This is a genomic window from Candidatus Firestonebacteria bacterium RIFOXYD2_FULL_39_29, assembly GCA_001778375.1.
In the GTDB taxonomy this organism is placed as follows: Bacteria; Oederibacteriota; D2-FULL-39-29; order D2-FULL-39-29; family D2-FULL-39-29; genus D2-FULL-39-29.
Window position 1 is genome coordinate 15,919 of sequence record MFGV01000086.1, and the last position, 23,036, is coordinate 38,954.

Below are 23,036 nucleotides of genomic sequence, written 5' to 3' on the forward strand. Positions count from 1 at the left end.
TATTGGTGCTTTTTTGATTTTTTGTACTCCTCTTTTTGGGACACCGGAAAAAACGGTTCTTAAAAATGGGATTACTATTATTTTGAATAAAGATACTTCTGCGCCTATTATTGCAGTTACGCTCTTTGTGAAAAATGGGTCATCCTATGAAACTAAGGAAAACAATGGTGTGACTAATCTTGCTTTTGAGCTTTTAATGAAAGGTACAGTGACGAAGGATGCGGAGAAGTTTGCGGAAGAAGTGGAATCTCTCGGTGCTTCACTTGATTCATCTGCAAACGACGACTATTCCACTGTTTCTCTTGTTTCGGTTCAAAAGTATTTTCCTAAAGCGCTCGACCTTATGGCGGAAGCGGTTTTAACTCCGGTGTTTAATAAAGACGAATTTGAAAAAGTACGGAAGGAAACTCTGGCGGCTATTAAATCCCGCGAGGACCGCAATTTTGAGTTCACTTACCGTAACTTTAAAGAAGTATTCTATGAAGGACATTTCTACCGGCTGGATAAACTGGGGACAAAGGAATCACTTTCTAAGATCTCCCCGGAGGATGTGAGCAAAGCTTATTTGTCCGGCCTTTCGGCTTCCCGTATCGTTATCGCGGTATCAGGGGATTATTTTCCGGATATTATGGAAATGCTGGAAAAAAGATTTGGAAATATTAAAAGTAAAGATGAAGGTTCTTTGAAACAAGGAAGCACGGATTTTAAACTGGAAAAAAACGGAGAAACCAGGGTCGTAAGTGAAAAAGCGCAGTCCATGCTCCTCATAGGGTATCCTGCTCCTTCGATTGATAGTGCTGATTTTCCGGAGATCAAAGTTTTAAGTTCTGCAATAGGCGGCGGGATGAGTTCAAAGCTCTTTAATGACCTAAGAGAAAAACAGGGTCTGGCTTATGAGATAGGTTCTTTTTATCCGACAAAATTATACAGCAGTCATTTTGTTTTTTACGCGGGCACACGGAAGGAAAATATTGAAAAACTAAAAGCGGGGATATTTGAGCAGGTGGAGAAAATTAAAACAGGGGATGCTTTAAATGATGCTGATATCACCGCGGCGAAAAATTATATAGTGGGTAATTTTTACCTGGACAAACAAACAAATGCCAGAAAAGCCTGGTATCTTGGCTGGTACGAGATAATGGGAAAAGGTTTTGCGTATATTGACGGTTACGCCGAGGATATTTCAAAAGTAACGAAAGCCGATGTTAATAGGGCGGCCGGGAAATATTTTAATAACTATGTATTAGCCGTAATGGAAAGCAAATAAATGGGTGAGGATCAGAGATTAGAGTTAAGACAGGGCCAGCGGTTGATCCTTAGTCCGCTTTTACAGCAGTCGCTTAAGATACTGCAGCTTCCTGCTATAGAATTAAAAGAATATATAGATGAAGAACTGGAAAAAAATCCGGTTCTGGAAACTGCCGAAAGGGAGCCTGAGCTTCCGGCGGCGGAAAAAGATGACGGGTCTTTGGACATAGAAAAGCTTGCGGAACACTTTGCAAAAGAAGGTTCAGGGCCGGATACTTATGAAGAAAGAGAACGCGGCAAAAAACCTGATATTGATTATGAAAATTTGGCCCATACCAGGTATTCGCTTGAAGAGCATCTTTTGTTCCAGTTGCATATGTCGGATATTCCGGAAGATGAACTGAAAGTCGCTGAATATTTGATAGGAAATATCAATGAAGACGGGTATCTTCTTGTAAGCGTTGAAGAAGCTGCAGAAAAAGCCGGTGTTCCCGTAGAAACAGGGGTAAAAGCGCTGGCGGTGATTCAGGGTTTTGATCCGACGGGAGTAGGTGCAATAAACCTCAGAGAATGCCTTAAAATTCAGCTTAAAGCAAAGGGTCTGGAGGCGACACTTTCGTATAAGCTGGTGGAGTTATACTGGGAAGAGTTTGAAAAAGGACATCTTGAGGTTATAGCGGAAAAAGAGAAAATAGATATTAAGAATGTTTATAAAGCTATTGAGGTTATCTCAAAACTTGAACCAAAACCCGGGTTAGAGGTTAATGATTCTGAAGTGCGGTATATTGTGCCGGATATTCTGGTGGAAAAAGATGAGAACGGGAGTTTCAGAATCAGTTTAAATAACGAAGGCGTTCCATTTTTAAAGATAAGCAAATTTTACAGGGAGATGAGTCAAAAAGCAAATATTACTCTCGAAGAAAAGAAGTTTTTGAAAGACAAATTCAGCTCTGCAGTCTGGTTGATCAATGCGATAGGCCAGAGAAAAAAGACACTTTTAAAAGTTACAGCGGCGATAATTGAAGCGCAGAAGGATTTTCTGGAAAACGGAACTGACTATTTGAAACCGCTGGCTTTAAAAGAGATAAGCGAGAAAATAGGGATGCATCAATCTACGGTCTCAAGGGTCACGGCGGGAAAGTATGTGCAGACTCCGAAGGGTATTTTCCCCTTCAGGTTTTTCTTTAATGTAAAAATTGCAACAGGCGAAGGGGGGCCGTGTGTGGCTTCCAGAGCCGTAAAAGATGCTATAAAAAATATAATAGAGGAGGATAAAAACGGGAACATGAGCGACAGCAAGATCCAAATTGTATTGGGTGAGCTGGGTTTTAAAGTTTCCAGACGTACTGTAGCAAAATACCGGGAAGGAATGAAAATACTTCCGGCGATAAAAAGAAAAATTCTTGGTAAAATGAAAGGGGGAAGTCTTCAATGAAGATTGCCGATTTTTTGTCGAAAGATTGTATTAAGATAGGACTAACGTCCAAAAGTAAAAAGGATGTACTTGAGGAAATGGTGGACGTACTGGCTGCGGCAGGTAAGATAAAGGATAAAAAGAAAGTGCTGGAGGCTCTTATGGAAAGAGAAGAGCTTGGTTCTACCGGTATCGGACAGGGTGTAGCCATTCCGCACGGCAAGACCGATGAAGTGGGTGAGATTGTGGCAGCTTTTGGGCTTTCAAAAGACGGAGTAGGTTTTGATACTCTGGACGGAGATCCTGTGAATATATTTTTCCTCTTGCTAGCTCCTCATAATGCGAGTGGTATACATTTGAAATCTCTGGCAAAAATTTCAGGCTTACTAAAAGATAAATATTTCAGAAAGGCATTGTCAGGATGTCATAAAGCAGAAGATGTATTGGGAGTAATTTCCAGCGAAGAAAAGCTTAAGACTTGAAATATTAAAATGAGCATATCCGTTGGAGAACTGTTTAAAGACAGAAAGACTGACCTTGACCTGGAATTAGTTGCCGGAGAAGCCGGACTGGGAAAAGAATTGTGCGTGGCCGATGTTAACAGATGCGGGCTTGCGCTTACCGGGTATTTTGATTATTTTGCTTCGGAAAGAATACAGGTTATTGGTAATGCGGAGGTCGAGTATTTGAAAAAACTTGACCAGGAAATAAAAAAAGAAGTTCTGGAGAAAATCTTTTCTCACCGTATTCCCATGCTTGTTATCTGTCGGAGTCTTCCGGCTGCGAAGGAAATAATACGGGTTGCCAATCTTCATGAGGTGCCGGTATTTAAAACCCCGGTGTTTACTACCAAGTTTATAAGTGAAATAACTAATTATCTTGAAGAGAAGTTTGCTCCAAAAACCAGGATACACGGAGTGATGGTCGATGTTTATGGCGTAGGTGTCCTAATTACCGGAAAAAGCGGTGTGGGAAAGAGCGAATGCGCTCTTGATCTTGTCAAAAGAGGTCACCGGCTTGTTGCTGACGATTTAGTGGAAGTGATTAGAACTTCAGATAAAGGTCTTTTTGGCTTTCCCCAGAAACTTCTCAGGTTTTATCTGGAAGTAAGAGGTCTCGGAATAGTCAATATTAAAGAACTTTTTGGGGTGGGAGCTACAAGAGACAGAAAAAGAGTTGAGCTGGTCGTACAGATGGAAGAGTGGGACGAGAAAAAAAATTATGAACGGGTCGGACAGCAGGAACAGTATCATGATATTCTGGAAGTAAGGGTGCCAAAAATTACGATACCGGTAAAGCCGGGAAGAAATATTGCAATAATAGTCGAAGTAGCTGCGATGCAGGGTCGGCTTAAAAAAATGGGTTATTCCTCTGTTGATGAACTTGAAAAGAATGTTTTATCGGAAATGGAGAAAGGGAAGCATAAAAATTGAAAGAAAATGGAATTTCAAAATGGTACAATTCCAAAGCCGTGATAAGGATCTGGGTTTTTCTGATACTGGTCTCGGTAGTGGTATTTTTTGTAGGTTTTCAGGGTGTACTCGGAAGTGTAGTTCCTGAATGGGATTTTTTAAAGTTTATCTCAGCTAAAAAGACCTCGGCTTTTGTAAGGAATATGATATTTAGGTCGTCAAAATACGTAACTATTGATCTGATATTTATAGGTCTGGGAATCTGGGGTATGTATTTTGCGGTTAAAAGAGGGTTGTATTCAATTCTAACTGTACTTAAACCGTCTAACAAAAATGATTTTGTTGGGAGTGTTTATGAGCGGTTGAAATTAACCAGAGGTCCGAAAGTTACTGTAATAGGCGGGGCCAGCGGGATTATGCCTGTGCTCCATGGTCTCAAAAAGTATACAAACAATATACATGCCGTTATACTTCCGACGGAGAAAAACATAAGAAGTACCCTGGTTGCTCTTTCAGATACAAAAACATTAAATAAGCTTTTAAGTTACAGGTTTGAATCAGCAAAGCTTAAAGAGTTTAACTTTGGTGATCTTTTTGTAAAGGCAATGAAAGATGTTTCAGGGGATACTGTGAATGCTTTGAACGAATCGGCAAATGTTTTTTCGCTCTCAGGCCGGATATACCCGTTGACCAAGGATCCGGTTATTGTGGAATTCAAAGTAAAGGACGGAAAAAAAGTCACAGAGGAAGAATATTTAATAAAAAATAATTTAAAAGTAATATCGGTCAGGATCCAAACAGAAGATTACAGAGTGAATGAGCAGGCGCTTGAAATAATAAAAAGCTCGGATGCCGTAATAATTGGCCCCGGGAGTTTGTATGCCACTATTTTACCTTCTCTGCTTGTGAAAGGTGTTCCGGAAGCTCTTTTTGGCTCACGGGGCATTAAGATATTTGTGCTTAATTTAATGACACAAAAATATGAGGGCGGAAATCATACTGCAAGCGAACAAATTAAAACGATACTGGACTATGCAGGAGAACCGGTGATAGATGTTGCCGTAATCAATAAAAATGCTGTTCCTGAAGAAGCACTTTTGAAATACCGGCGTTTCCGGGCCGGCAGCATCCTTGTGGATGAGGCTAATTTGAAAGAATTTGGGATCGCAGTATCAAAAAGAAGTATGCTCAAAATTACAGAGGACGGACTTATCCGGCATGATTCACAGGCTCTTGGAAGGGCTCTTATTAAACTAATATCTATATGACAAATAAGGAAGGTTAAGTATGATAGGAATAGTAATTGTTTCGCATGGTAATCTTTGTGAATCACTGGTGTATACTTCTCAGATGATCCTTGGAAAACAGGATAAAATTATCCCGGTTCCGTTAACGCCTTCGGAGGGACTGGACGATTTAAAAGAAAAAATGCACAAAGCAGTCGAAGAATTAAATTCTCCCGAAGGAGTACTTATTCTTTCTGATATGTTCGGAGGAAGCGCCGCCAATGTAAGTGCTGCTTTTCTGAGTACTCATAAAGTTGGAGTTGTTACAGGTGTAAGCCTTCCCATGCTTTTAGAATCAATGCTTTCCCGTACTTCTTATACAGATGTAAAACAGCTCGCGAAGCACATTACAGAAAAAAGCAGAGGTTCAATAATAAATATGGGGGATATACACAAAACATGCCGGTAGTACTCTTTAGAATTGATGATAGATTAATCCATGGTCAGGTTGTAGTCGGATGGGTTAATGCTTTAAAAGCCGATTATATTATTGTAATAAATGATGCAGTAGCGAGAAATGAGCTGCAAAAGTGCCTTTTAAAGATGGCTGTTCCGCCGGAGATCAAGGTTGATATTTTTACCGTTGGTGAATTTAATCTTAAAAATGACAGTAAGGAACTTCTGGAAAAACGTGTTATTATTCTTACTTCAAACCCCGAGGACTGCTTACGGCTCTATGAAAAAGGTTTTAAAATGGAAGAGATTAATCTTGGAGGGATGAGACACTCTGAAAACAGAAAACAATTTACTAATTGCATATATCTGAACAATAATGATATTGCGGTATTTAAAAAACTGAGTGAAAAGGGAGTAAGAGTGGAAGTTAAAATGCTTCCTGTAGATAAAGGAACCGATCTTTATCAGTGTTTGTTGAAGGGGGGCTGTCACCTTGAAAAAGATTAATTTCATCTTTGGTGTCCACAATCATCAGCCTGTGGGTAACTTTGATTTTGTGTTTGAGATGGCGATGAAAAAGTCCTACTTGCCTTTTTTAGAGGTTTTTGAGAAATTTAAAAATTTAAAAGTAGCTATTCATAACAGCGGTTCACTTCTCGAATGGATAGAAAAGAATTCTCCGGAATATATGGATAGGGTGAAAAAACTGGTGACAGCCGGACGTGCTGAAATTATTTCCGGAGGGTTTTACGAGCCGATATTTCCCCTTATTCCGGATAAAGACAGACATGGACAGATAAAGATGATGAACGGGTATATAAATCGTAAATTTGGCTGCAATCCTGGGGGGGGCTGGCTTACGGAACGGGTCTGGGAACCGTATCTGGCAAAGACTTTTGCAGAAGCGGGGCTAAAATACACTATTGTTGACGATACTCACTTTAAAAGTTCCGGTTTGAAAGAAAAAGAAATGCTTGGCTATTTTGTTACAGAAGAAGAAGGATTTAGACTCAATGTCTTTCCTATAAACGCCAAGATGAGATATTTTGTTCCTTTTAGACAGCCTGAAGAGAGCATTGATTACCTTAGATCTCTGGCTACCGAAGAAGGCAATAATCTGGTCGTGTTGGCTGATGATGGCGAGAAGTTTGGAGTCTGGCCTGAAACCTATGAATGGGTTTATGGACAAAAGTGGCTGGAAAGATTCTTTACTGAACTTGAAAAAAATCATGAGTGGATAAATGTAACTACTTTCTCGGAATATATGACTGCGCATAAACCAATATCTCGAATGTACATACCCACTACCTCTTATGATGAGATGTTGGAGTGGTGCATGCCGGCAGATACAATAAGTGAATATGATGATTTTGTCGGTTACTTGAAGGACCATAATATGTACGAAAGCGCAAGCAGATTTGTGAAAGGAGGGTATTTTAAGAATTTTTTAAACAAATATCCGGAGAGTAACAGTATGCAGAAAAAAATGGCGTATGTTTCCTCAAAAGTCAATAAGATTTGCGGGGTTGATGCGTCAGAAAGAGAGCCTCTTCGTCTTCTTTATTCGGGTCAATGTAATTGCGCCTACTGGCACGGAGTCTTCGGAGGCTTGTATCTTAATCATCTGAGATTTGCTAATTATACAAATTTGAATAAAGCTGAAAGGTTGGCTGATGAAATAAAATATAAAGGCAACCCCTGGTTGGAACATGAAATTATCGATATAGATAAGGACGGTAATAATGAAATCCTGATAAATAGTAATTACTATAACGTTTATCTTTCGCCTTCAAAAGGCGGGCATATTTTCGAATTGGATTACAAGTCGAGGGATTTTAATCTGTTGGATACTCTCTCCAGAAGGAAGGAAGCGTATCATACCGATTTGTTTAAAGCAAGAGAAGAGGATAACGGAAAACACCGGTCAATTCATGAGATTGCAAGGCAGTTTGATGCCAATATTAAAAAAGATCTGATATATGATTCGTACAGGCGTCTTTCGCTTATTGATCACTTTCTTGGAAATGATACCTTTCTGGAAGAGTTTAGAAGAAATAAATATACAGAAGGCGGTGATTTTATAGAAAAGGAGTATGCCAGTTCGTTGGAAGTGACTGAAGACCGGATTGCGGTTAAGCTCGAAAGAACTGCGGAAGTATTTTTTGCAAAGTTTAATGTGGTGAAAACTGTTACGGTTAAAAAGAACAACCCTGTTATAGATATAGAATACAAAATAACCAATCTCTCGGGAAGTCAGCTGGACACCAGATTTGGTGTAGAATTTAATTTTGGAATGCTTGGGGGGGATTCTCCGGATAGATTCTATTATTCTCCGGGCAGGGATTTAAAAGACACACGGATGATCAGTGTGGGTGAAGAAAAAGGCGTGAAAATATTCGGGATTATCGATAAATGGCTGAAAGTGGATATCAATCTGGAATCGGAAGAGGAATTTGATTTTTGGCGTTTTCCGATAGAAACTGTTTCTCAGGCTATAGGCAGGCTTGAAAAGGTTTATCAAAGTTCAGCAACTCTTTTAAGCTGGAAACTTTCTTTCAAACCAAAAGAATCAAAAGTAATTAAAATAAAAAAGAAGGTGTTAGATGTTCGTTGATATATTATTAATAAGTATAATCGCAGGAATAATCGCCATAGACGTGAGGACGATAGGCGGAACCATGTTGTCTCGCCCCTTGGTTGTAGGACCTCTTGTCGGACTGATGCTTGGTGATGTTAGTATCGGCTTTTATGTGGCAATACTGGTAGAACTTTTGTGGATAGGGCTGCTTCCTATAGGCGCGTATCTTCCGGTGGAGACTTTGCCCATTACTACAGTTACAGTAAGTCTGACTATTCTGCTTAAAGAAGTCGTAGCAATCCCTGTCCCCGCTCTTTTGATATTTGCTTTGATGGCTTCAATACCATTGGGGTATATCGGTAGATGGGCGGAAGTGCATATCAGGAATCTTAATTCGGCGATGTCCGCTTCTCTTGTCAAGGAGGCGGAAAAAGGGGATTTCTCTCGCATCTCCCTGATTCAGGGCGTTAATATATTTATCACCTTTCTGAAAAATTTTATACTTTGCTTTGTCCCTGTTTTTTTTGGATTGGAATTGTTTCAAAATATAGTTAATTCCATGCCTTTGCAGTTTAAAGAAGGAGTACTTTATGCAAATTGGCTGATCCCGGCTCTTGGCTTTGCCGTAGTCATGGAGATATTCTTAGTTGCTAAGCATGTAAAAGGTTTCTTTTTGAGCTATTTTATTTCAATTGCACTTTTTTACGCAATGAAAGTTATTAAGTGACCGGAGGTTATGAAAAAATTGTATAAACTTGTAAAAAAAACAGATCTCTTGAAAGTTTATTTTCGCTCCTTTTTGATAGAAGCGTCGTGGAATTTTGAATCCATGCAGAATATCGGGTTTACTTATGGGATATTACCGGTAGGAAGGAGGCTTTGCAAAACAAAAGAAGAACGTGCTCTTTTCTCAAAGAGACATCTGAAATTTTTTAATACACATCCTTCGATGGCTCCTGCTATTATGGGGGTCGTTATAAATCTGGAAGAAAGACATAAGCTGGGTGAAGAGGGGGTGCTTGAACAAATAGAAGGTGTAAAATCCAGTATGATGGGTCCTCTTGCTGCCATCGGGGATAATGTGTTTTGGGAGTATCTCAGACCTTTTTCTGCGATTGTCGGAGTTTCTATTGTTTTGCTTTTTAAGGATTCAAGACATCCTGCTTTAGCTTTCCTTGGGCCGTTGATTGCAATACTTATTTATAATTTGGTGAATGCATACATCAGATACAAAGGCTTGATTCAAGGCTATGAACGGGGAATGGAGATTGTTTCTGTGATCCAAAGCTTCAATTTGACGGGGTTGATAGATAAACTAAAATTTTCAGCTGCGCTTATTCTGGGTATTACCGTTGCGCTGATTTTTCCGGCATTAAATATAAAGTATTTTGCTACGGCTTTTTTTAATAGCCTGCTGTTCCTTGGCGTTACATGGGCGTTTCTCGGAATGTTAAAAATTAAAATTTACCCGACAGTTATCTTTTATTCGATAATTGCCGCAGCTATATTGGTAAAATATATATTCTAGGCGGGGTGTGCTATGGCAGAGATAGAAGTAGAAATAAAAAATAGACTGGGTTTGCATTTGCGGGCAGCAGCAACACTGGTAAAGATAACAGCCTTGTTTAAGTCTGATATCTTTTTAAAGAAAGACGAAGACGAAGTAAACGGCAAAAGTATTATGGGTATTATGACTCTTGCTGCAGCCCAGGGTACAAAGATTATAATAAAGGCCGTTGGTGTTGATGAAAAAGAGGCGTTGGAAAAGATTAAGGAAATAGTTGATAATAAGTTTGGGGAAGGCCAATGAGAAAAGTTTACAAGGGTATAGCTGTCTCTTCAGGCGTGGTAATAGGAAGAGCCCTGGTATTGCCGGATCAGGAGATGCTTGTCATCAAAAAGGTTGTTTCTGAAGACAAAATAACCGAAGAGGTGATTCGCTTTAATGCTGCTCTGGAAAAGACCAGAGTTGAGATAAAAGCAATGCATTCCAAAGTTAAAAAAGAGATTGGCGGAAAACATTCTAATATTTTCGAGGCTCATCTCATGATATTAGGCGATCCGATGCTTACTACTGATGTAGAAAAACACATTAAGAGTGAGAAACTCAGTGCGGAATCGGTATTTTCAAGATCTGTAAATAATTTGGTGGAAAGTTTCGAAAAAATAGAAGATGAATATCTTAAGGAACGTGCTAATGATGTAAGAGATATAGGACGCAGAGTGTTTAAGAATCTTACCGGCAGTACCCGAGAGACTCTTGCCGATATTAAGGAAGAAGTTATTCTTTTCGCCAGGGACCTTTCGCCGTCTGATACAGTTACCATGAAGAGGGAGAAAGTAAAAGGATTTTGCACGGATTTGGGGGGCAAAACTTCGCATACTGCAATCATCGCGAGGGCGCTGGAGATACCTGCGGTGGTAGGTGTCCAAAATATTTCGCAAAATGTTTCTGACGGTGATTTGGTTGTTGTAGACGGTTCACTCGGTGTAATCATAGTTAATCCTAATGAAGAAGATCTTAAGCATTATAATAGAAAACGTGAAGATTTGATAAAGCAGAACGCAAAACTCTCCAAGCTGCGTGAGCTGCCGGCGGAAACACTGGATGGCTACAAGATAGAATTAAGCGCAAATATCGAAATTGAGGATGAAGCAAAGCTGGTGGTAAAACACGGGGCGATCGGGGTAGGTTTATTTAGAACTGAATTCTTGTTTTTAAACCGGCTGGATTTGCCGAATGAAGAAGAACAATTTGCCTCTTACTTCAGGGCTGCGGAGTTTCTTTATCCCAATTCGGTGATAATAAGAACTCTGGATCTTGGAGGGGATAAATTTTTGTCGCATCTCGGGCTTTCGAAAGAAGAAAATCCTTTTTTAGGTCTCAGAGCTATACGTCTTTGTCTTGCTCGTCCTGAATTGTTTAAGCCTCAACTTCGCGCAATACTTCGGGCTTCTGAGTTGAAAAATGTGAAGATAATGTTTCCTATGATTTCAGGTATAGAGGAGTTTTTAAAGGCAAAAGAAATGTTGGAACAGGCTAAGAATGATTTAAGAAAGGAAAAAAAATCATTTGATAATGAGATTGATCTTGGCGTAATGATTGAGATTCCTTCAGCTTCTTTAACTGCGGATATTCTTGCCAAAGAGGTTGACTTTTTTTCTATAGGAAGCAATGATCTTATTCAATATACGCTTGCTATAGACAGGGTTAACACTAATATGGCTCATATGTATAATCCCCTGCATCCTTCAATATTACGGCAGCTTAAAAGGATTGTAACTTCTGCTCATAAAGAGGGTAAATGGGTCGGTATGTGCGGGGAGATGGCAAGTGATACTGCTTTCTCTGCGCTCTTAATCGGGCTGGGTATTGATGAACTTTCAACGGCGCCGGTGGCTGTTCCTGAAGTTAAAAAAGTCCTTAGATCCATCACAATGTCCGAGGCAAAGAAAATTGCGGCAGAGGCTCTCTCTTTTAGAACTCTTGATGAAGTGAAATTATATATGAATACTGTAAATAAAGGTTCTTGCAAATATTGTAAGTAATGTCGAAAAGTCAAAAGAATCCCGAAAACTATGAAGATTAAAGAATTTCTCATGTTAAACATAATGCCGTTTGTTTTTACGGCCGCACTTCGCTTTATCGGTTTAACTCTCAGATTGTCCGAAACGGGCAATATTGCCCTAAGTCCAAAGCAAAAAAAGGCTCCTGCTTTATTCGCTTTCTGGCATAGTAGAATTCTCACTTCAGTGTATTACTATAGAAATAGAAATATTCATACTCTGGTAAGTCTGAACCGTGACGGCGAATTTATTGACCGAATTATGCGGAAATTTGGGTATAGAAATATCCGCGGCTCAACCTCGAAAGACGGTTTTCGCGCTTTGCTTGGGCTAAAGCAGGTGTTAAAGGATGGAAATTACGTGGCAATAACACCTGATGGTCCAAGAGGTCCAAAGCAAAAGGCGCAGCTTGGAGCGATAACTCTTTCAAAAATAAGCGGAGTGCCTATAACGGCTTTTGCTTTTGATGCAAAACATAAATGGATTTTAAAGAGTTGGGATAATTTCATAATACCAAAACCTTTTACTAAAGGTGTTTTTGTATTAGGTAAAGAGATATTTGTACCTGCCGGTGCTGATGAAATAGTTCTTGAAGAAAAAAGACAGGAACTCGAAGATGAGTTAAACCGCTTACAGGAAGAAGCCGGGAGATTATGCCAATCCAGATAATAATATACAATGTATTCTCAGCATTAATAGTTTTAATTATTTTCCCTTTTCTCTTGATTTCTGCGGTATTTTTTGAGAAATATAGGTCGGGTTTATTAAACCGGCTTGGACTAATTCCTTTTGCATTTAAAAGAAAGGTTGAGGGCTTTGAAAATATCTGGATACATGCGGCCTCAGCGGGGGAGATAAAATGTGTTCTATCTCTGGCAGAAGAACTTAAAAAGAAATACCCTTCTGCAAATATTGTTTTTACTACCACCGGCATCAACGGGCAGAGAATGCTTAAAAAAGTATTGAAAGATACCCCTGCTTGCTATCTTCCTCTGGATCTTTACTTTTTTATTAAACCGTTAGTTAATATTATTAAGCCCAAAATATTGATTATTGCTGAGACGGAATACTGGCCGAATTTATTTTATCTTGTTAAGAAAAAAGGAGCAAAAATAGTTGTTGTAAACGGAAGATTTTCTGCAAAAGCAGTCAGGCGTTATAGGTACGTTAATCCGATAATAAATAAAGTATTTGCTCTAACTGACGTATTTTCAATGAGAAGTCAGGAGGATTATGAAACGTTGTTAGCGCTTGGGGTTGACAGAAAGAAAATATATATTTCAGGAGATTTGAAATATGAAAAACCGCTAATTGATGAGGGGAAAAAAAAGACGCTGGAAACTGCTCTGAGACCTGTCTTAAGAGAAAAAGTAATGGTGTTTGGCAGTGTTCATTATAAAGAAGCAGGGGATATACTGGGAGCTTTCAAGCTGATTAAAACCGAAACACCCGATTTTACCCTGATTTTAGCTCCCAGATTTATGGAAGAAATACCTGCCTTTGTTGATTTCATTGAAGCGGAGGGTTTTTCTTGCATAAAGAGGAGCAGCCCCGGGAAAGAGAAGGTGGATATTATTATTCTGGATACCTTTGGAGAGCTTTCTTATGCCTATGGGCTTTGTTTGGCAGCTTTTGTAGGAGGGTCCCTGGCTGACAAAATAGGCGGACACAATCTGTTAGAGCCTGTATATCTGGGAAAACCCGTACTTTTTGGTCCTTATGCGTTTAACTTCAAAGAAATGGAAGAAGAAATAAAAATTAATCTGGTAGGTTTTTTAGTGAAAGATGCAGAGTCTTTAGCCGAAAGAATGAATGATCTGTTAAATAACCCGGGCATGCTTTTAAATATTGAGAAAGCGGCAGCTGTATTGCTGGAAAAACGCAAAGGCAGTTTACTTAAAACAGTGGAATTGATTTAAAAAGAGGCGCTAGGTTCTAGGTCCTAGGGGCTGGGTTATATTAGGGAGTCTATGCTGAGAAAAGTACTGCTCGTAATAATACTGATTTGTACCGTCTTTATGAAGGCGGACTTATATGAGAAAAATACTTCTTTTAAGAGTTCTGACGGGTTTTGCCAGTTTCGTACGGAATCTGCGGTAAGATTTCACTATGCAAAGCTTGTTTCAGAGGGAAAGAGAATCCCTGCTGTGGACGAAAAAGCTCAGTTTCCGGAAGGGCTTAAGGTTAAAGAGAGGATAAAACTTACCAATGAGTATTTTTCCGGAATCCTCTATAATTTTGTCTCTCATGAAACGCCTTTTCATGTTTATCTTGCGTATTTAATGTTTATTATCTCCGGTATTACTATATTTGCTGTTTATAGTGTATCAAATAAAATCTCCGGTCTAAAGTGGGCGGCTTTTATTCCTGTGCTATTTTTAGTTACCTCTTTTTCCTGGTATTCCAGGACGGTTGCCGGCGGATTTGTAGAAGAAGATTTTGCCCTTCCATTTATATTTTTAAGCTTTCTCTTTTACTTTTTAAAACATAAGGATCCGGCAAAAAAATATCTTTATCCATTGCTTTCAGGGCTCTTTCTTTTTGTTCCTTTGACTTCATGGCATATGACTCAATTCTTTTATACTGTTTTTCTTGCGTTTATTGCTTTTGAATATTTTCTAAGGTACGAAGAGAGGGATGATACTGTTTTTCCGCTTCTGTTTATCGCAGGTTTTAACTTGTTGGGAGGTGTCCTGATTCCGACACTTAGAGCTGAGGGGTTTCTCTTTTCTTACTCCATGCTTGCTACTTATGCTCTGATTGGCTCCTGGTTGCTGGACAAAAAGATTAAGCTTAGTCTGTTTTCTTCATTAGGAATATTTATTCTACTGTCAGGGGTGCTGATATCCGGTTTTTCTTTCCTGGCAGGAAGACATAGCGGTGAGTATAATCATGTCTATCAACTGTTATATTATAAAATAAGATATTTTGGTACCAAACCTGATGATCCGTCCGGAATGCCCTTTGATGCAAAGGTTTTCTGGCAGGCGGGATTTGTAAGCCCGGTTTTTTCGAATATACTTATTCACTTTGGCGGTCTGTTTGTGGGAGCGGCCTTTGGAATAGGACTTATTATCTCAAAGTTTATTAAACGACAAACCTCAAAGATGGAAGAAGGACTGTTATTTTTCCTTATGGCGTTTATTCCTCTATATTTGCTTTTTGAAAGATTATATGTGTTTCTGGTGTTTTTCATGGTGCCGTTTTCTGTGCTGCTTTTGACCGTAAAACCTTTTAAAAATAATAGGGTGAAAAAAATATCAATTGCTGTTATTATTATTTTTGCTCTCGGTTGTCAATCATACCTGGGTTTTACAAAGGATATAAAACAAAATGACGCAGGGGTGCATCGCGATATGGTCAGCTGGCTTAAAAATAATGCTAAAGAAGAAGGCGCCATACTTTCAAATTTTGGTATTGCGGGACAGATATTTGCCTATGCTGATAAGCCTGTGGTGCTGCATCCCATGTTTGAATCCGCAGATATAAGAGCAAAGACAAAAGAATGCTATGAAGCTGTTTATAAAAGCGAAGAAGAGTTCTATGCCTTATGCCGTAAATATAAAGTAAGGTACTTTGTTTATGAATGGCAGTTTATTTTTGATAAGACAAAAAACTCGGTGCGTTATCAGATAAACCAGAATGCGGTGAATAATAAATCAGCCGCCTATAATTTCCATTTTTACCCGGAAAAGCTTAGCAAGTTCTCGTTAATGTTTCAGAATACATATTATAGAATTTATAAAGTTAATGAACCGGGTGAAAAAGTAACAATCCCTGCGCGGCTGGAATACTATCCGTTCTTTAATCCTCTGATATTTGCCAAAAAAGATAACAGCGGCAATATTAACGACACATATATTCATGAATTGATGAATATTGTCTGGCAGTTCCCTCAGATGCAGGCAAAAGCTTTAGTGCTTAGAAAACAGGGTAAAAACGATCTGGCAGAGTCGGAGTATAAAAAAATAACAGGAGCTGATCCATATTTTCCTCAAGCAAGGGTTTCCCTTGCGGAATATTATATTTCAATAAATAAACCTCAGGAGGCTGCAAATCAAGCTGCCTCAGCTATTCAGCTTGATAAATACTATGTCGATGCATATTATTACCTGAGTCAGGCGTATTTTGTTGCCGGGCAGATTGACAATGCAATAGAAGTACTAAAAGAAACAGAAAAGTTCGCCCCCGAACATGAAGGCATAAAAAGAACGCTACAAATGTATCAGGATGCAAAAAAGAAAAAATAATTTGAATTAGTCATATAAAACAAGAACAAATATCATGGTTGCTGTTATTGTAAAAGAATTTCATAAATGCTACAATTAACATGAAAAAGTAAAGATCTTTAAACAACTTTTAAGTATATTAAAAGACACTGGATCCCGTATTCCTCCACAAAGCGTTGGCGGACAGGCTGAGTACGGGATGACAACTATGTTGTCACTTTTATGGACATTGACAAACGGAGGATTATTTATGGATGGAAATATACCGGCAATAAGAGTGGAAGGCGAGACGCTCCCTGAAGCCTGGGAAAAGGCTGTTATTGCTACATGGGAACAAGGTGTGCCGATAAAAACCGAGTATGACAAGCCGGGAGATCCGGCCAGCAGGGATTGTACTATGATGATGGTTGTTAATGACCCATTTAAAGAGCCGCGTATTCACAGGGCTTTTCCCGGAGGGTTAGAGGATCTTGAAGTCTACAGGCAGGAAGTGGTTGACGGTATTCATGATCATTGGATAAAACCTGAAGAGGGCAAGTGGACCTATACTTATCATGAGAGGCTTTTTGATTACAAAATGGAAGGTAAGTCTATTAACCAGATAAATTATATTATTGATAAACTGTCGGAAAGCTTTTACTCCAGAAGGGCTCAGGCTATTACCTGGAATCCTTTAAAAGACCCGCCTTCTTATGACCCTCCTTGCCTTCAGATGTTTTGGGCAAGAGTGCAGGAGACTGCGGATGGTAAAAATTACCTTAACGTAAACACAATCTGGCGTAGTAATGATGCATACAAGGCTGCTTTTATGAACATTTTTGCGCTTACCGAGCTTCAAAGAATGATAGCCGAGAAAATAAGCGAAAAGAGCGGGAAAAAAGTAATCCCGGGACGATATGTGCATTATGCGAACAGCTTCCATATATATGGTTCTTACTTTAAAGATTTTAAAAATTTCTTAGAGACCGTTAAAAACAGGAAATGGGAAGACCGTGTCTGGAATACAGAATTTGCCGAACCTTTTTTTGAAATAGGAAAAGAAAAAATTAGAGTTGAGCAAAGTCAAAATATATGACCATAACTCTTTGCGAAATCCGCCTAGGCGGAAGGAAAAAAAGAAAGGTATTTGAAAAACAGGTGCGAAGTATTTTAGATAGCAATTACTAAGGTTAAAGCACTAAGCACTAAACAATAACTAAATAAGATAAAATAACTAATAACTAAACAAAAATAATATATATAACAATGATTTTGTTTGTAATTTAAGTATTAAGATATTAAAATTTGTTTAGTGCTTAGAATTTAATTCTTAGTTATTTGAGGTATGTTCGTAAAAGGAACCACCTGCGTTAATATCTTACTAAAAGCGTAGAATCTTTTTTTAAAGGAGTAATATATGTTTGACAAAATGAAACAGATGTATGATTTACAAAAGAAAGCGAGAGAGATAAAGAAAGAATTAGAGGCGACAATAGTTAATGTGGAAGAAGCGGGCGGAAAGATAAAAATAGCGATGAACGGTGAGTTTAAACTTGTAAGTATCTCTATTGATCCGTATTTTCTGGCTCCTGAAAGAAAGATAGATCTTGAAAATGCCATAAAGAGGGTAATTTCCAACGGAGTTGGACAGTCCCAGGCCGCAAGTGCGGGGAAGATGAAAGAGTTGACGAAAGGTATGGGGTTACCGAACTTCTAAATAACAAGTATATAGTACAAGGGACGAAGTACAAAGTTTACATAATTGAGTTTTTATGGCGAGTATGCCGCAGAAAGTCACGGAGGTAACTCCGTGGATGAATGCGGCATGAATAATAAATTGAATTCCATTCGCCGAAACTTCGGACGTAAGTCCGCAGAGGTTCATTAAATAAAAAGCCACATTAATCTAAGACGTTATGGACATTTACGGACTTTATAGACTTTTATAGACACTCTTCAGTCAGTATTAGCTTGCAAATTAGAGGTTCTAAGTGAAAAGTAAGAAGTAGTAAAAGGAGAACTGGTATGAACGGTAGAGAAAGATTTAATGCGGTAACACACTTTAAATCATTTGACAGGGTGTTTAATAGGGAGTTTGGCTGGTGGGATGAAGTTTTTCCCGAGTGGCACGAAAATGGCCTTCCTAAAGAAGTTAATAATGATTACAAAGGAGATCTGTTTTTTAAGTTTGATAAGTATGAAGAATCCGGTATAAGCCGCGGTTTAGTACCTTCTTTTGAGTGGAAAGTAATAGAAGAAGACAAAGATTATAAAATAATTATTGACGGGGAAGGTGTAACTAAGAAAATGTTCCAAAGCGGGGCCTCAAGTATTCCTCATTTTCTGGATTATTCCCTAAAAGATCGGGAATCATGGAAGGAATTCAAAAGAAGGCTGGCACCGGGAATGCACAGGTATCCGAAAGATTGGAAAGAACGTGTAAAGAAGTGGAATGATCCCAAAAGAGATTATCCTGTAGGTATAAATGGGGGTTCCATAATCGGAGATCCCAGGGACTGGATAGGTTTTGAAAATACCGCATTAATGTTTTATGATGATCCGGTTCTTATGGAAGAGATTATTACAACCATGGCAGATTTGATAGTGGGTACTATTGAACCGGCGCTCAAAGAAGTAAAATTTGATTACGCTTACATGTGGGAGGATATTGCTTTCAAGAACGGACCTATGATATCTCCGGAAATGTTCAAAAAATTCTGTGTTCCCCAGTATAAAAGAATTACCTCTCTACTTCGTAAGTATGGCGTGGATGTTATATGGCTGGATTGTGACGGAGATATTAATTCTATCGTGCATTTGTTTTTGGAAGGAGGAGTTAACGGGATGTTTCCTCTTGAAGTTGCCTGCAAAACAGACCCGGTTGAATTAAGAAAGAAATTTGGAAAAGAGGTCCTTCTCTTTGGCGGTGTTAATAAAAGAGAACTGGCTAAGGACAAAAAAGCAATTGACGCAGAAATTGAAAAGCTCCGGCCCATTGTGGAAGGAGGAGGGTATATTCCTCATGTGGATCACAGATGTCCTCCGGATGTCTCCTATGAAAATTATCTGTATTATTTGAAAAGAAAAAAAGAAGTTTTTAATATAAAAGACTGGGATCTGGAGCCGGTAATAAAGACCTTTCAAAATAGAGTTTAGACGGAGTATTAAATGAAAAGACAATATACGGATAAACATGCGATTGCCGGTATTAATACAGTAATGCCGGAACTTGAGACTTTTCCGAATCAATATAAGAATTATATTATTACAATAGATATTCCGGAGTATTCTTCCATTTGTCCTAAATCGGGACTTCCGGATTGCGGCAAACTGGTTATCAGGTATATTCCTGATAAAAAATGCATGGAACTTAAATCTCTTAAGTATTATATTCTTGCTTTCAGAAATCTTGGAATATTTTATGAGAATGCGACAAATAAGATATTTTCTGATTTTATTAAAGCCGTAAAACCAAAAGGTGCATATATAAAAGGCGATTTTACTCCGCGCGGCGGGATTTCCACGAGCGTCGAGGTATTTTATGGAAAGCCGGTTAAATAAGCCTAAAGTAATATTTGTCAATTCAAAGCCTGCTATTTTTCTGTTTTAAGGAGAGTTGCATGAAGCCCGGAAGAATGAGTTTTAATGAAAATCCTTATGATATCCCTTTAGTAGTTAAAAACAAGATTATTGGTGAGTTCAAAAAGATACCATTCAACAGGTATCCGTCCCAGGATGTAAAAAATAGATTAATTGAAGTAATAGCTGGAAACAATAAAGTAAAACCCGAAAATATAGTTTTGGGGAATGGTTCGGATGATTTAATATTAAATATAACGTTAATGTTCGTGAAAAACAAGCGGCCTGTAATGTGGTTCCCGCCTTCTTTCTATATTTATCCGAGTTTGGCGGATGCAGCAGGCGTTAAATCAATAGATGTACCTTTAAATCCTGATGATTTTGAGATTGATCTGGAGAAAACCCTGGTATTGATCAAGAAAAGAAGACCGTCTGTCATTTACATCAGTAACCCCAATAATCCTACTGCAAATTGTTTTAAAAAAAGCACAATACTTTCTATTTTAAAGAACAGTAAAAATTCTATTGTTGTAATAGACGAAGCTTACTATGAATTTAGTAAAGTCACCTTCCTGCCTTATATTAAGAAGTACAAGAACCTGGTGATCATAAGGACTTTTTCCAAGGGAATGTCAATGGCTGGATTAAGACTGGGATATATATTGGGGGATAAGGCATTAATAGAATATATTGCAAATAGAAAACTCCCGTTCAATGTTGATTCTTTGACTTTAACTGCAGGTTTGATTGTTGCTAAAAATATAAATATCTTTAATAAAATCCGGAAACAAATAGTTGCGGAAAGAAATAAATTAATTAAAGAACTAAAGAAGATTAAAGGCGTTAAAGTATTCAGATCAGATGCTAATTTTATCCTGTTTAAGACATCTTTAGAAGGTAAAGAAGTATATGATTATTTATATCAAAAAGGAATTAATGCAAGAAGGTTTAACGGAGATATAGGGTTGGAAAATGCTATTCGACTTACGGTCGGCAAACCGTTTGAAAATGTATTATTTCTAAAGGTTTTGAAAGAAAAATTCCCGGATAGGGAATAAAAAGGAGGAAACGGAAATGAGAAAACTGGTAATAGTATTTTGTTTTATTTTTGCAGCAAGTTTGCATGCAAAAGTAATGCTGCACAGTACATTTGACAGTGCTGCTGCAATAAATAAACCCGCAGCAGCTTCCTGCAAGAATGCTTTGTCTGTGTGGACGGCGGGTGAAGGTAAGATCGCTTTTGAGGACGGAATGTTCGGAAAAGCAGCAAGATTACACGGTAAGGATAAAAATATTGAAATCCTTAAAATTAATTCTATGGCCGTTGATTTTACCAACAGCGGTAGAATAGATTTTTGGTTAAAATTCAATGAGGATCCGCATAAAATAAAAGATGGCAGTTACTTTTATATTCTTTGTGATATCTCAGAATCCCGGAATTTTAAGATGGGAGTTTCCGGGTTGGGGGATGATCAAGCTCAATTAACTTTATGGCTCGGGGCAAGCGAAAGAGGTTCTGATAAACAGCTGTATAATATAGCATCAGATGTTAAGGAGCCGCGTGTATTTTTAAAGATAAAACCCGGAGAATGGCACAGGTATACAATAATATGGATAAAAAATGCGGAGAAAGATGATGAATTAAAAACTTACATTGACGGAGAAACAGTTGAGGGCAGCTCAAGAGGCGCGAGGTTAACGGATGTTACGGGAAAATTGCCAAGCGGGATTGCGGAAGAAAAATGGTCGGATATTCATATAGGCGGCAATAAAGAAGGCAGCGATACGGGTGATTTTTCAATTGATGAGTTATGGATATTTAACGATCCGAATGATTCCCCGGAAAAAAACGGATTAGCCGTACCGGAAAACATGAAAATTAAATAGAATGTAACATAACAAAAACCGGCAGAAAAACCTAAAGAAGCCCCATGTCGCCAAAATGGCAGCATGGGGCTTTATTGTGCAGGCGGTTTTGAAAACCACTGGCAGCCTGTCCGCCAATTGTTTAGGAGGATAAGCCCGTGGATGAAAAAACCGCGTATAATAAATAGGCTCCGCTCACAAGAGGATTCCAAAGGAGGATACTCCTTTTCTAAACAAAACACAAATTGAAAGATTATATTTCTGACGGGGAGAGCGTTATATTCAGGTTTTGTTTTCCTTCCACTTTTGACAGCTCATCTTTAAGTTTGCTTATGGGTAAACTCGCAGGTACTGTCATTTTGATATACATATGAAATACAGGGGTGCCGGAGACAGGAGCATTTCCCACACCGGTTTCCATACTTTCTACGTTAATCCTGTTTTTGTGCAAGACTCCTGTGATTTCATTTACAATTCCGGGATGATCCATCCCGAAGGCTTCAAGTTTATACGGGATTGAGGCTTCTTTACGGTGTACCGTTGGAGCTTTGGTGTCTTTTAAAAGTGTAGTAAGACCGACTGAACTTTCCAGACTCTTAATATCGGCTTTTACTTTTTCTATGGAGTTGAGTGCTCCGGAAAAAAGCATGACGAGCGCGAAATCCTCGCCCAAAACGGACATTTTGCTGTCTTCTAAATTACAGCCCCGCTCGGTAAGAAAAGCCGAGACCGTATTTACAATGCCCGGCTTATCCGGACCTATCGCGAGAAGCACCTTGTAAAATATCATTAAATAGATTATATTATATATGTTAATCCGTGTCAAACTAAAATATGGAGGAAGCATGAATATAAAAAGCTTAAGAACAAGTATGATAGTTGCCTTATTCTTGGTATCGCTCGGGGGATTTTTGCTCCATCTCAGGATACATCATTTGGATAATCCGGCGAATTTTATTCCGTTTTTATGCGGACTTATCAGCATGACAGTGGTTATTGTAATGTTTATGTATAAAAAAACCGCAGCTTATGCTTATTTGATAAACGGGATTATTGTAGTTCTTGGCACAATTACAATGGCTCATTTCTCCTATGTTCATTTTACAGCCCCATTTTTTATCGGAAAAATATTTCTCAACACCTTGTTTGCCGATATTGCCATTCTAATCGGAAAATTCTTCCTTTCAAAAGCTATTTACGAAAGCTACTTCATTAAAGAGCCGGAGGTAATATGAAGATACCTGCAAATTTTAAATATCTAACTCTGGGCTGGTGGCTGGTTCACCTTCTCGGCATGTCCGCTGCATATGTGCTAGGCGCAATACTGTGGAAAAAATAAAAACAGGTTCTAGGCGCTGGGTTTGCATTTGGAGCTATTGAATTAAATAATACCACATTAATGCAAAACGTTAGTAACGTGATAACGTGTAACGTTTTAACGGTATATAATAAGGAGAGTTTATGTTTAGATTTTTCTTTCCA

The 23,036-nt window shown here is 38.5% G+C and carries 23 protein-coding genes; 22 read left to right on the forward strand and 1 reads right to left on the reverse strand.

Annotated elements, in window-relative coordinates:
- Nucleotides 1-13 precede the first annotated feature (13 nt).
- From A2536_12025 to A2536_12125, 21 genes are all read left to right on the forward strand, one after another.
- On the forward strand, nt 14-1,267 hold the full coding sequence (locus A2536_12025) for a hypothetical protein (GenBank protein OGF44488.1): 1,254 nt from the start codon (nt 14-16) through the stop codon (nt 1,265-1,267).
- On the forward strand, nt 1,268-2,683 hold the full coding sequence (locus A2536_12030; protein OGF44489.1) for an RNA polymerase sigma-54 factor: 1,416 nt from the start codon (nt 1,268-1,270) through the stop codon (nt 2,681-2,683).
- Nucleotides 2,680-3,144, forward strand: a complete 465-nt coding sequence (locus tag A2536_12035) for a hypothetical protein (GenBank protein ID OGF44490.1) — start codon at nt 2,680-2,682, stop codon at nt 3,142-3,144. Before A2536_12030 ends, A2536_12035 begins: the two co-directional genes overlap by 4 nt.
- A gap of 9 nt (nt 3,145-3,153) precedes the next feature.
- Nucleotides 3,154-4,095 carry a hypothetical protein gene (locus A2536_12040; protein ID OGF44491.1) on the forward strand — a complete coding sequence of 314 codons (942 nt, stop codon included), beginning with the start codon at nt 3,154-3,156 and terminating at the stop codon, nt 4,093-4,095.
- Complete coding sequence (locus A2536_12045) at nt 4,092-5,342, forward strand: hypothetical protein (GenBank protein ID OGF44492.1); 1,251 nt, start codon at nt 4,092-4,094, stop codon at nt 5,340-5,342. Before A2536_12040 ends, A2536_12045 begins: the two co-directional genes overlap by 4 nt.
- A gap of 19 nt (nt 5,343-5,361) precedes the next feature.
- The gene (locus A2536_12050; GenBank protein OGF44493.1) at nt 5,362-5,769 is read left to right on the forward strand and encodes a hypothetical protein; all 408 of its coding nucleotides are present in this window, start codon (nt 5,362-5,364) and stop codon (nt 5,767-5,769) included.
- Entirely contained in the window at nt 5,760-6,263 is a 504-nt protein-coding gene (locus A2536_12055) for a hypothetical protein (protein OGF44494.1), read from the forward strand. The genes A2536_12050 and A2536_12055 overlap by 10 nt, the downstream gene beginning before the upstream one ends.
- Nucleotides 6,250-8,370, forward strand: coding sequence for a hypothetical protein (locus A2536_12060; protein ID OGF44495.1), 2,121 nt, complete (start codon nt 6,250-6,252; stop codon nt 8,368-8,370). The genes A2536_12055 and A2536_12060 overlap by 14 nt, the downstream gene beginning before the upstream one ends.
- Nucleotides 8,360-9,061, forward strand: coding sequence for a hypothetical protein (locus tag A2536_12065; protein ID OGF44496.1), 702 nt, complete (start codon nt 8,360-8,362; stop codon nt 9,059-9,061). The genes A2536_12060 and A2536_12065 overlap by 11 nt, the downstream gene beginning before the upstream one ends.
- 9 nt (nt 9,062-9,070) lie before the next feature.
- Nucleotides 9,071-9,862, forward strand: coding sequence for a hypothetical protein (locus tag A2536_12070; protein OGF44497.1), 792 nt, complete (start codon nt 9,071-9,073; stop codon nt 9,860-9,862).
- Nucleotides 9,863-9,874: 12 nt separating this feature from the next.
- A complete protein-coding gene (locus tag A2536_12075) occupies nt 9,875-10,144 on the forward strand; it encodes a phosphocarrier protein HPr (protein OGF44498.1) in 270 nt (89 codons plus the stop codon).
- Complete coding sequence (locus tag A2536_12080) at nt 10,141-11,883, forward strand: phosphoenolpyruvate--protein phosphotransferase (GenBank protein ID OGF44499.1); 1,743 nt, start codon at nt 10,141-10,143, stop codon at nt 11,881-11,883. Before A2536_12075 ends, A2536_12080 begins: the two co-directional genes overlap by 4 nt.
- 51 nt (nt 11,884-11,934) lie before the next feature.
- Nucleotides 11,935-12,570 carry a hypothetical protein gene (locus tag A2536_12085; GenBank protein OGF44537.1) on the forward strand — a complete coding sequence of 212 codons (636 nt, stop codon included), beginning with the start codon at nt 11,935-11,937 and terminating at the stop codon, nt 12,568-12,570.
- Nucleotides 12,555-13,820 carry a hypothetical protein gene (locus A2536_12090; GenBank protein OGF44500.1) on the forward strand — a complete coding sequence of 422 codons (1,266 nt, stop codon included), beginning with the start codon at nt 12,555-12,557 and terminating at the stop codon, nt 13,818-13,820. The genes A2536_12085 and A2536_12090 overlap by 16 nt, the downstream gene beginning before the upstream one ends.
- Nucleotides 13,821-13,871: 51 nt before the next feature.
- Entirely contained in the window at nt 13,872-16,151 is a 2,280-nt protein-coding gene (locus A2536_12095) for a hypothetical protein (GenBank protein ID OGF44501.1), read from the forward strand.
- 229 nt (nt 16,152-16,380) lie between these two features.
- Nucleotides 16,381-17,205, forward strand: a complete 825-nt coding sequence (locus A2536_12100; GenBank protein OGF44502.1) for a hypothetical protein — start codon at nt 16,381-16,383, stop codon at nt 17,203-17,205.
- Between the two features lie 321 nt (nt 17,206-17,526).
- Nucleotides 17,527-17,826, forward strand: a complete 300-nt coding sequence (locus A2536_12105; protein OGF44503.1) for a nucleoid-associated protein, YbaB/EbfC family — start codon at nt 17,527-17,529, stop codon at nt 17,824-17,826.
- A gap of 308 nt (nt 17,827-18,134) precedes the next feature.
- A complete protein-coding gene (locus A2536_12110; GenBank protein OGF44504.1) occupies nt 18,135-19,265 on the forward strand; it encodes a hypothetical protein in 1,131 nt (376 codons plus the stop codon).
- 12 nt (nt 19,266-19,277) lie between these two features.
- The gene (locus A2536_12115) at nt 19,278-19,670 is read left to right on the forward strand and encodes an NADPH-dependent 7-cyano-7-deazaguanine reductase QueF (GenBank protein OGF44505.1); all 393 of its coding nucleotides are present in this window, start codon (nt 19,278-19,280) and stop codon (nt 19,668-19,670) included.
- A 59-nt stretch (nt 19,671-19,729) separates the two neighbouring features.
- Nucleotides 19,730-20,746 (forward strand): histidinol-phosphate transaminase, encoded by a 1,017-nt coding sequence (locus tag A2536_12120; protein ID OGF44506.1) that lies wholly within the window; start codon nt 19,730-19,732, stop codon nt 20,744-20,746.
- A 16-nt stretch (nt 20,747-20,762) separates the two neighbouring features.
- On the forward strand, nt 20,763-21,575 hold the full coding sequence (locus A2536_12125; protein OGF44507.1) for a hypothetical protein: 813 nt from the start codon (nt 20,763-20,765) through the stop codon (nt 21,573-21,575).
- A gap of 232 nt (nt 21,576-21,807) precedes the next feature.
- Here the strand turns inward: A2536_12125 and A2536_12130 are convergent, their stop codons facing one another.
- Nucleotides 21,808-22,401, reverse strand: a complete 594-nt coding sequence (locus A2536_12130; GenBank protein OGF44508.1) for a hypothetical protein — start codon at nt 22,399-22,401, stop codon at nt 21,808-21,810.
- On the opposite strand from A2536_12130, the gene A2536_12135 reads away from it, so the two are divergent.
- Nucleotides 22,400-22,789: a hypothetical protein gene (locus tag A2536_12135; GenBank protein ID OGF44509.1), complete on the forward strand. Its 390-nt coding sequence runs from the start codon at nt 22,400-22,402 to the stop codon at nt 22,787-22,789. The two genes, A2536_12130 and A2536_12135, sit on opposite strands and share 2 nt — an antisense overlap.
- Nucleotides 22,790-23,036 lie beyond the last annotated feature (247 nt).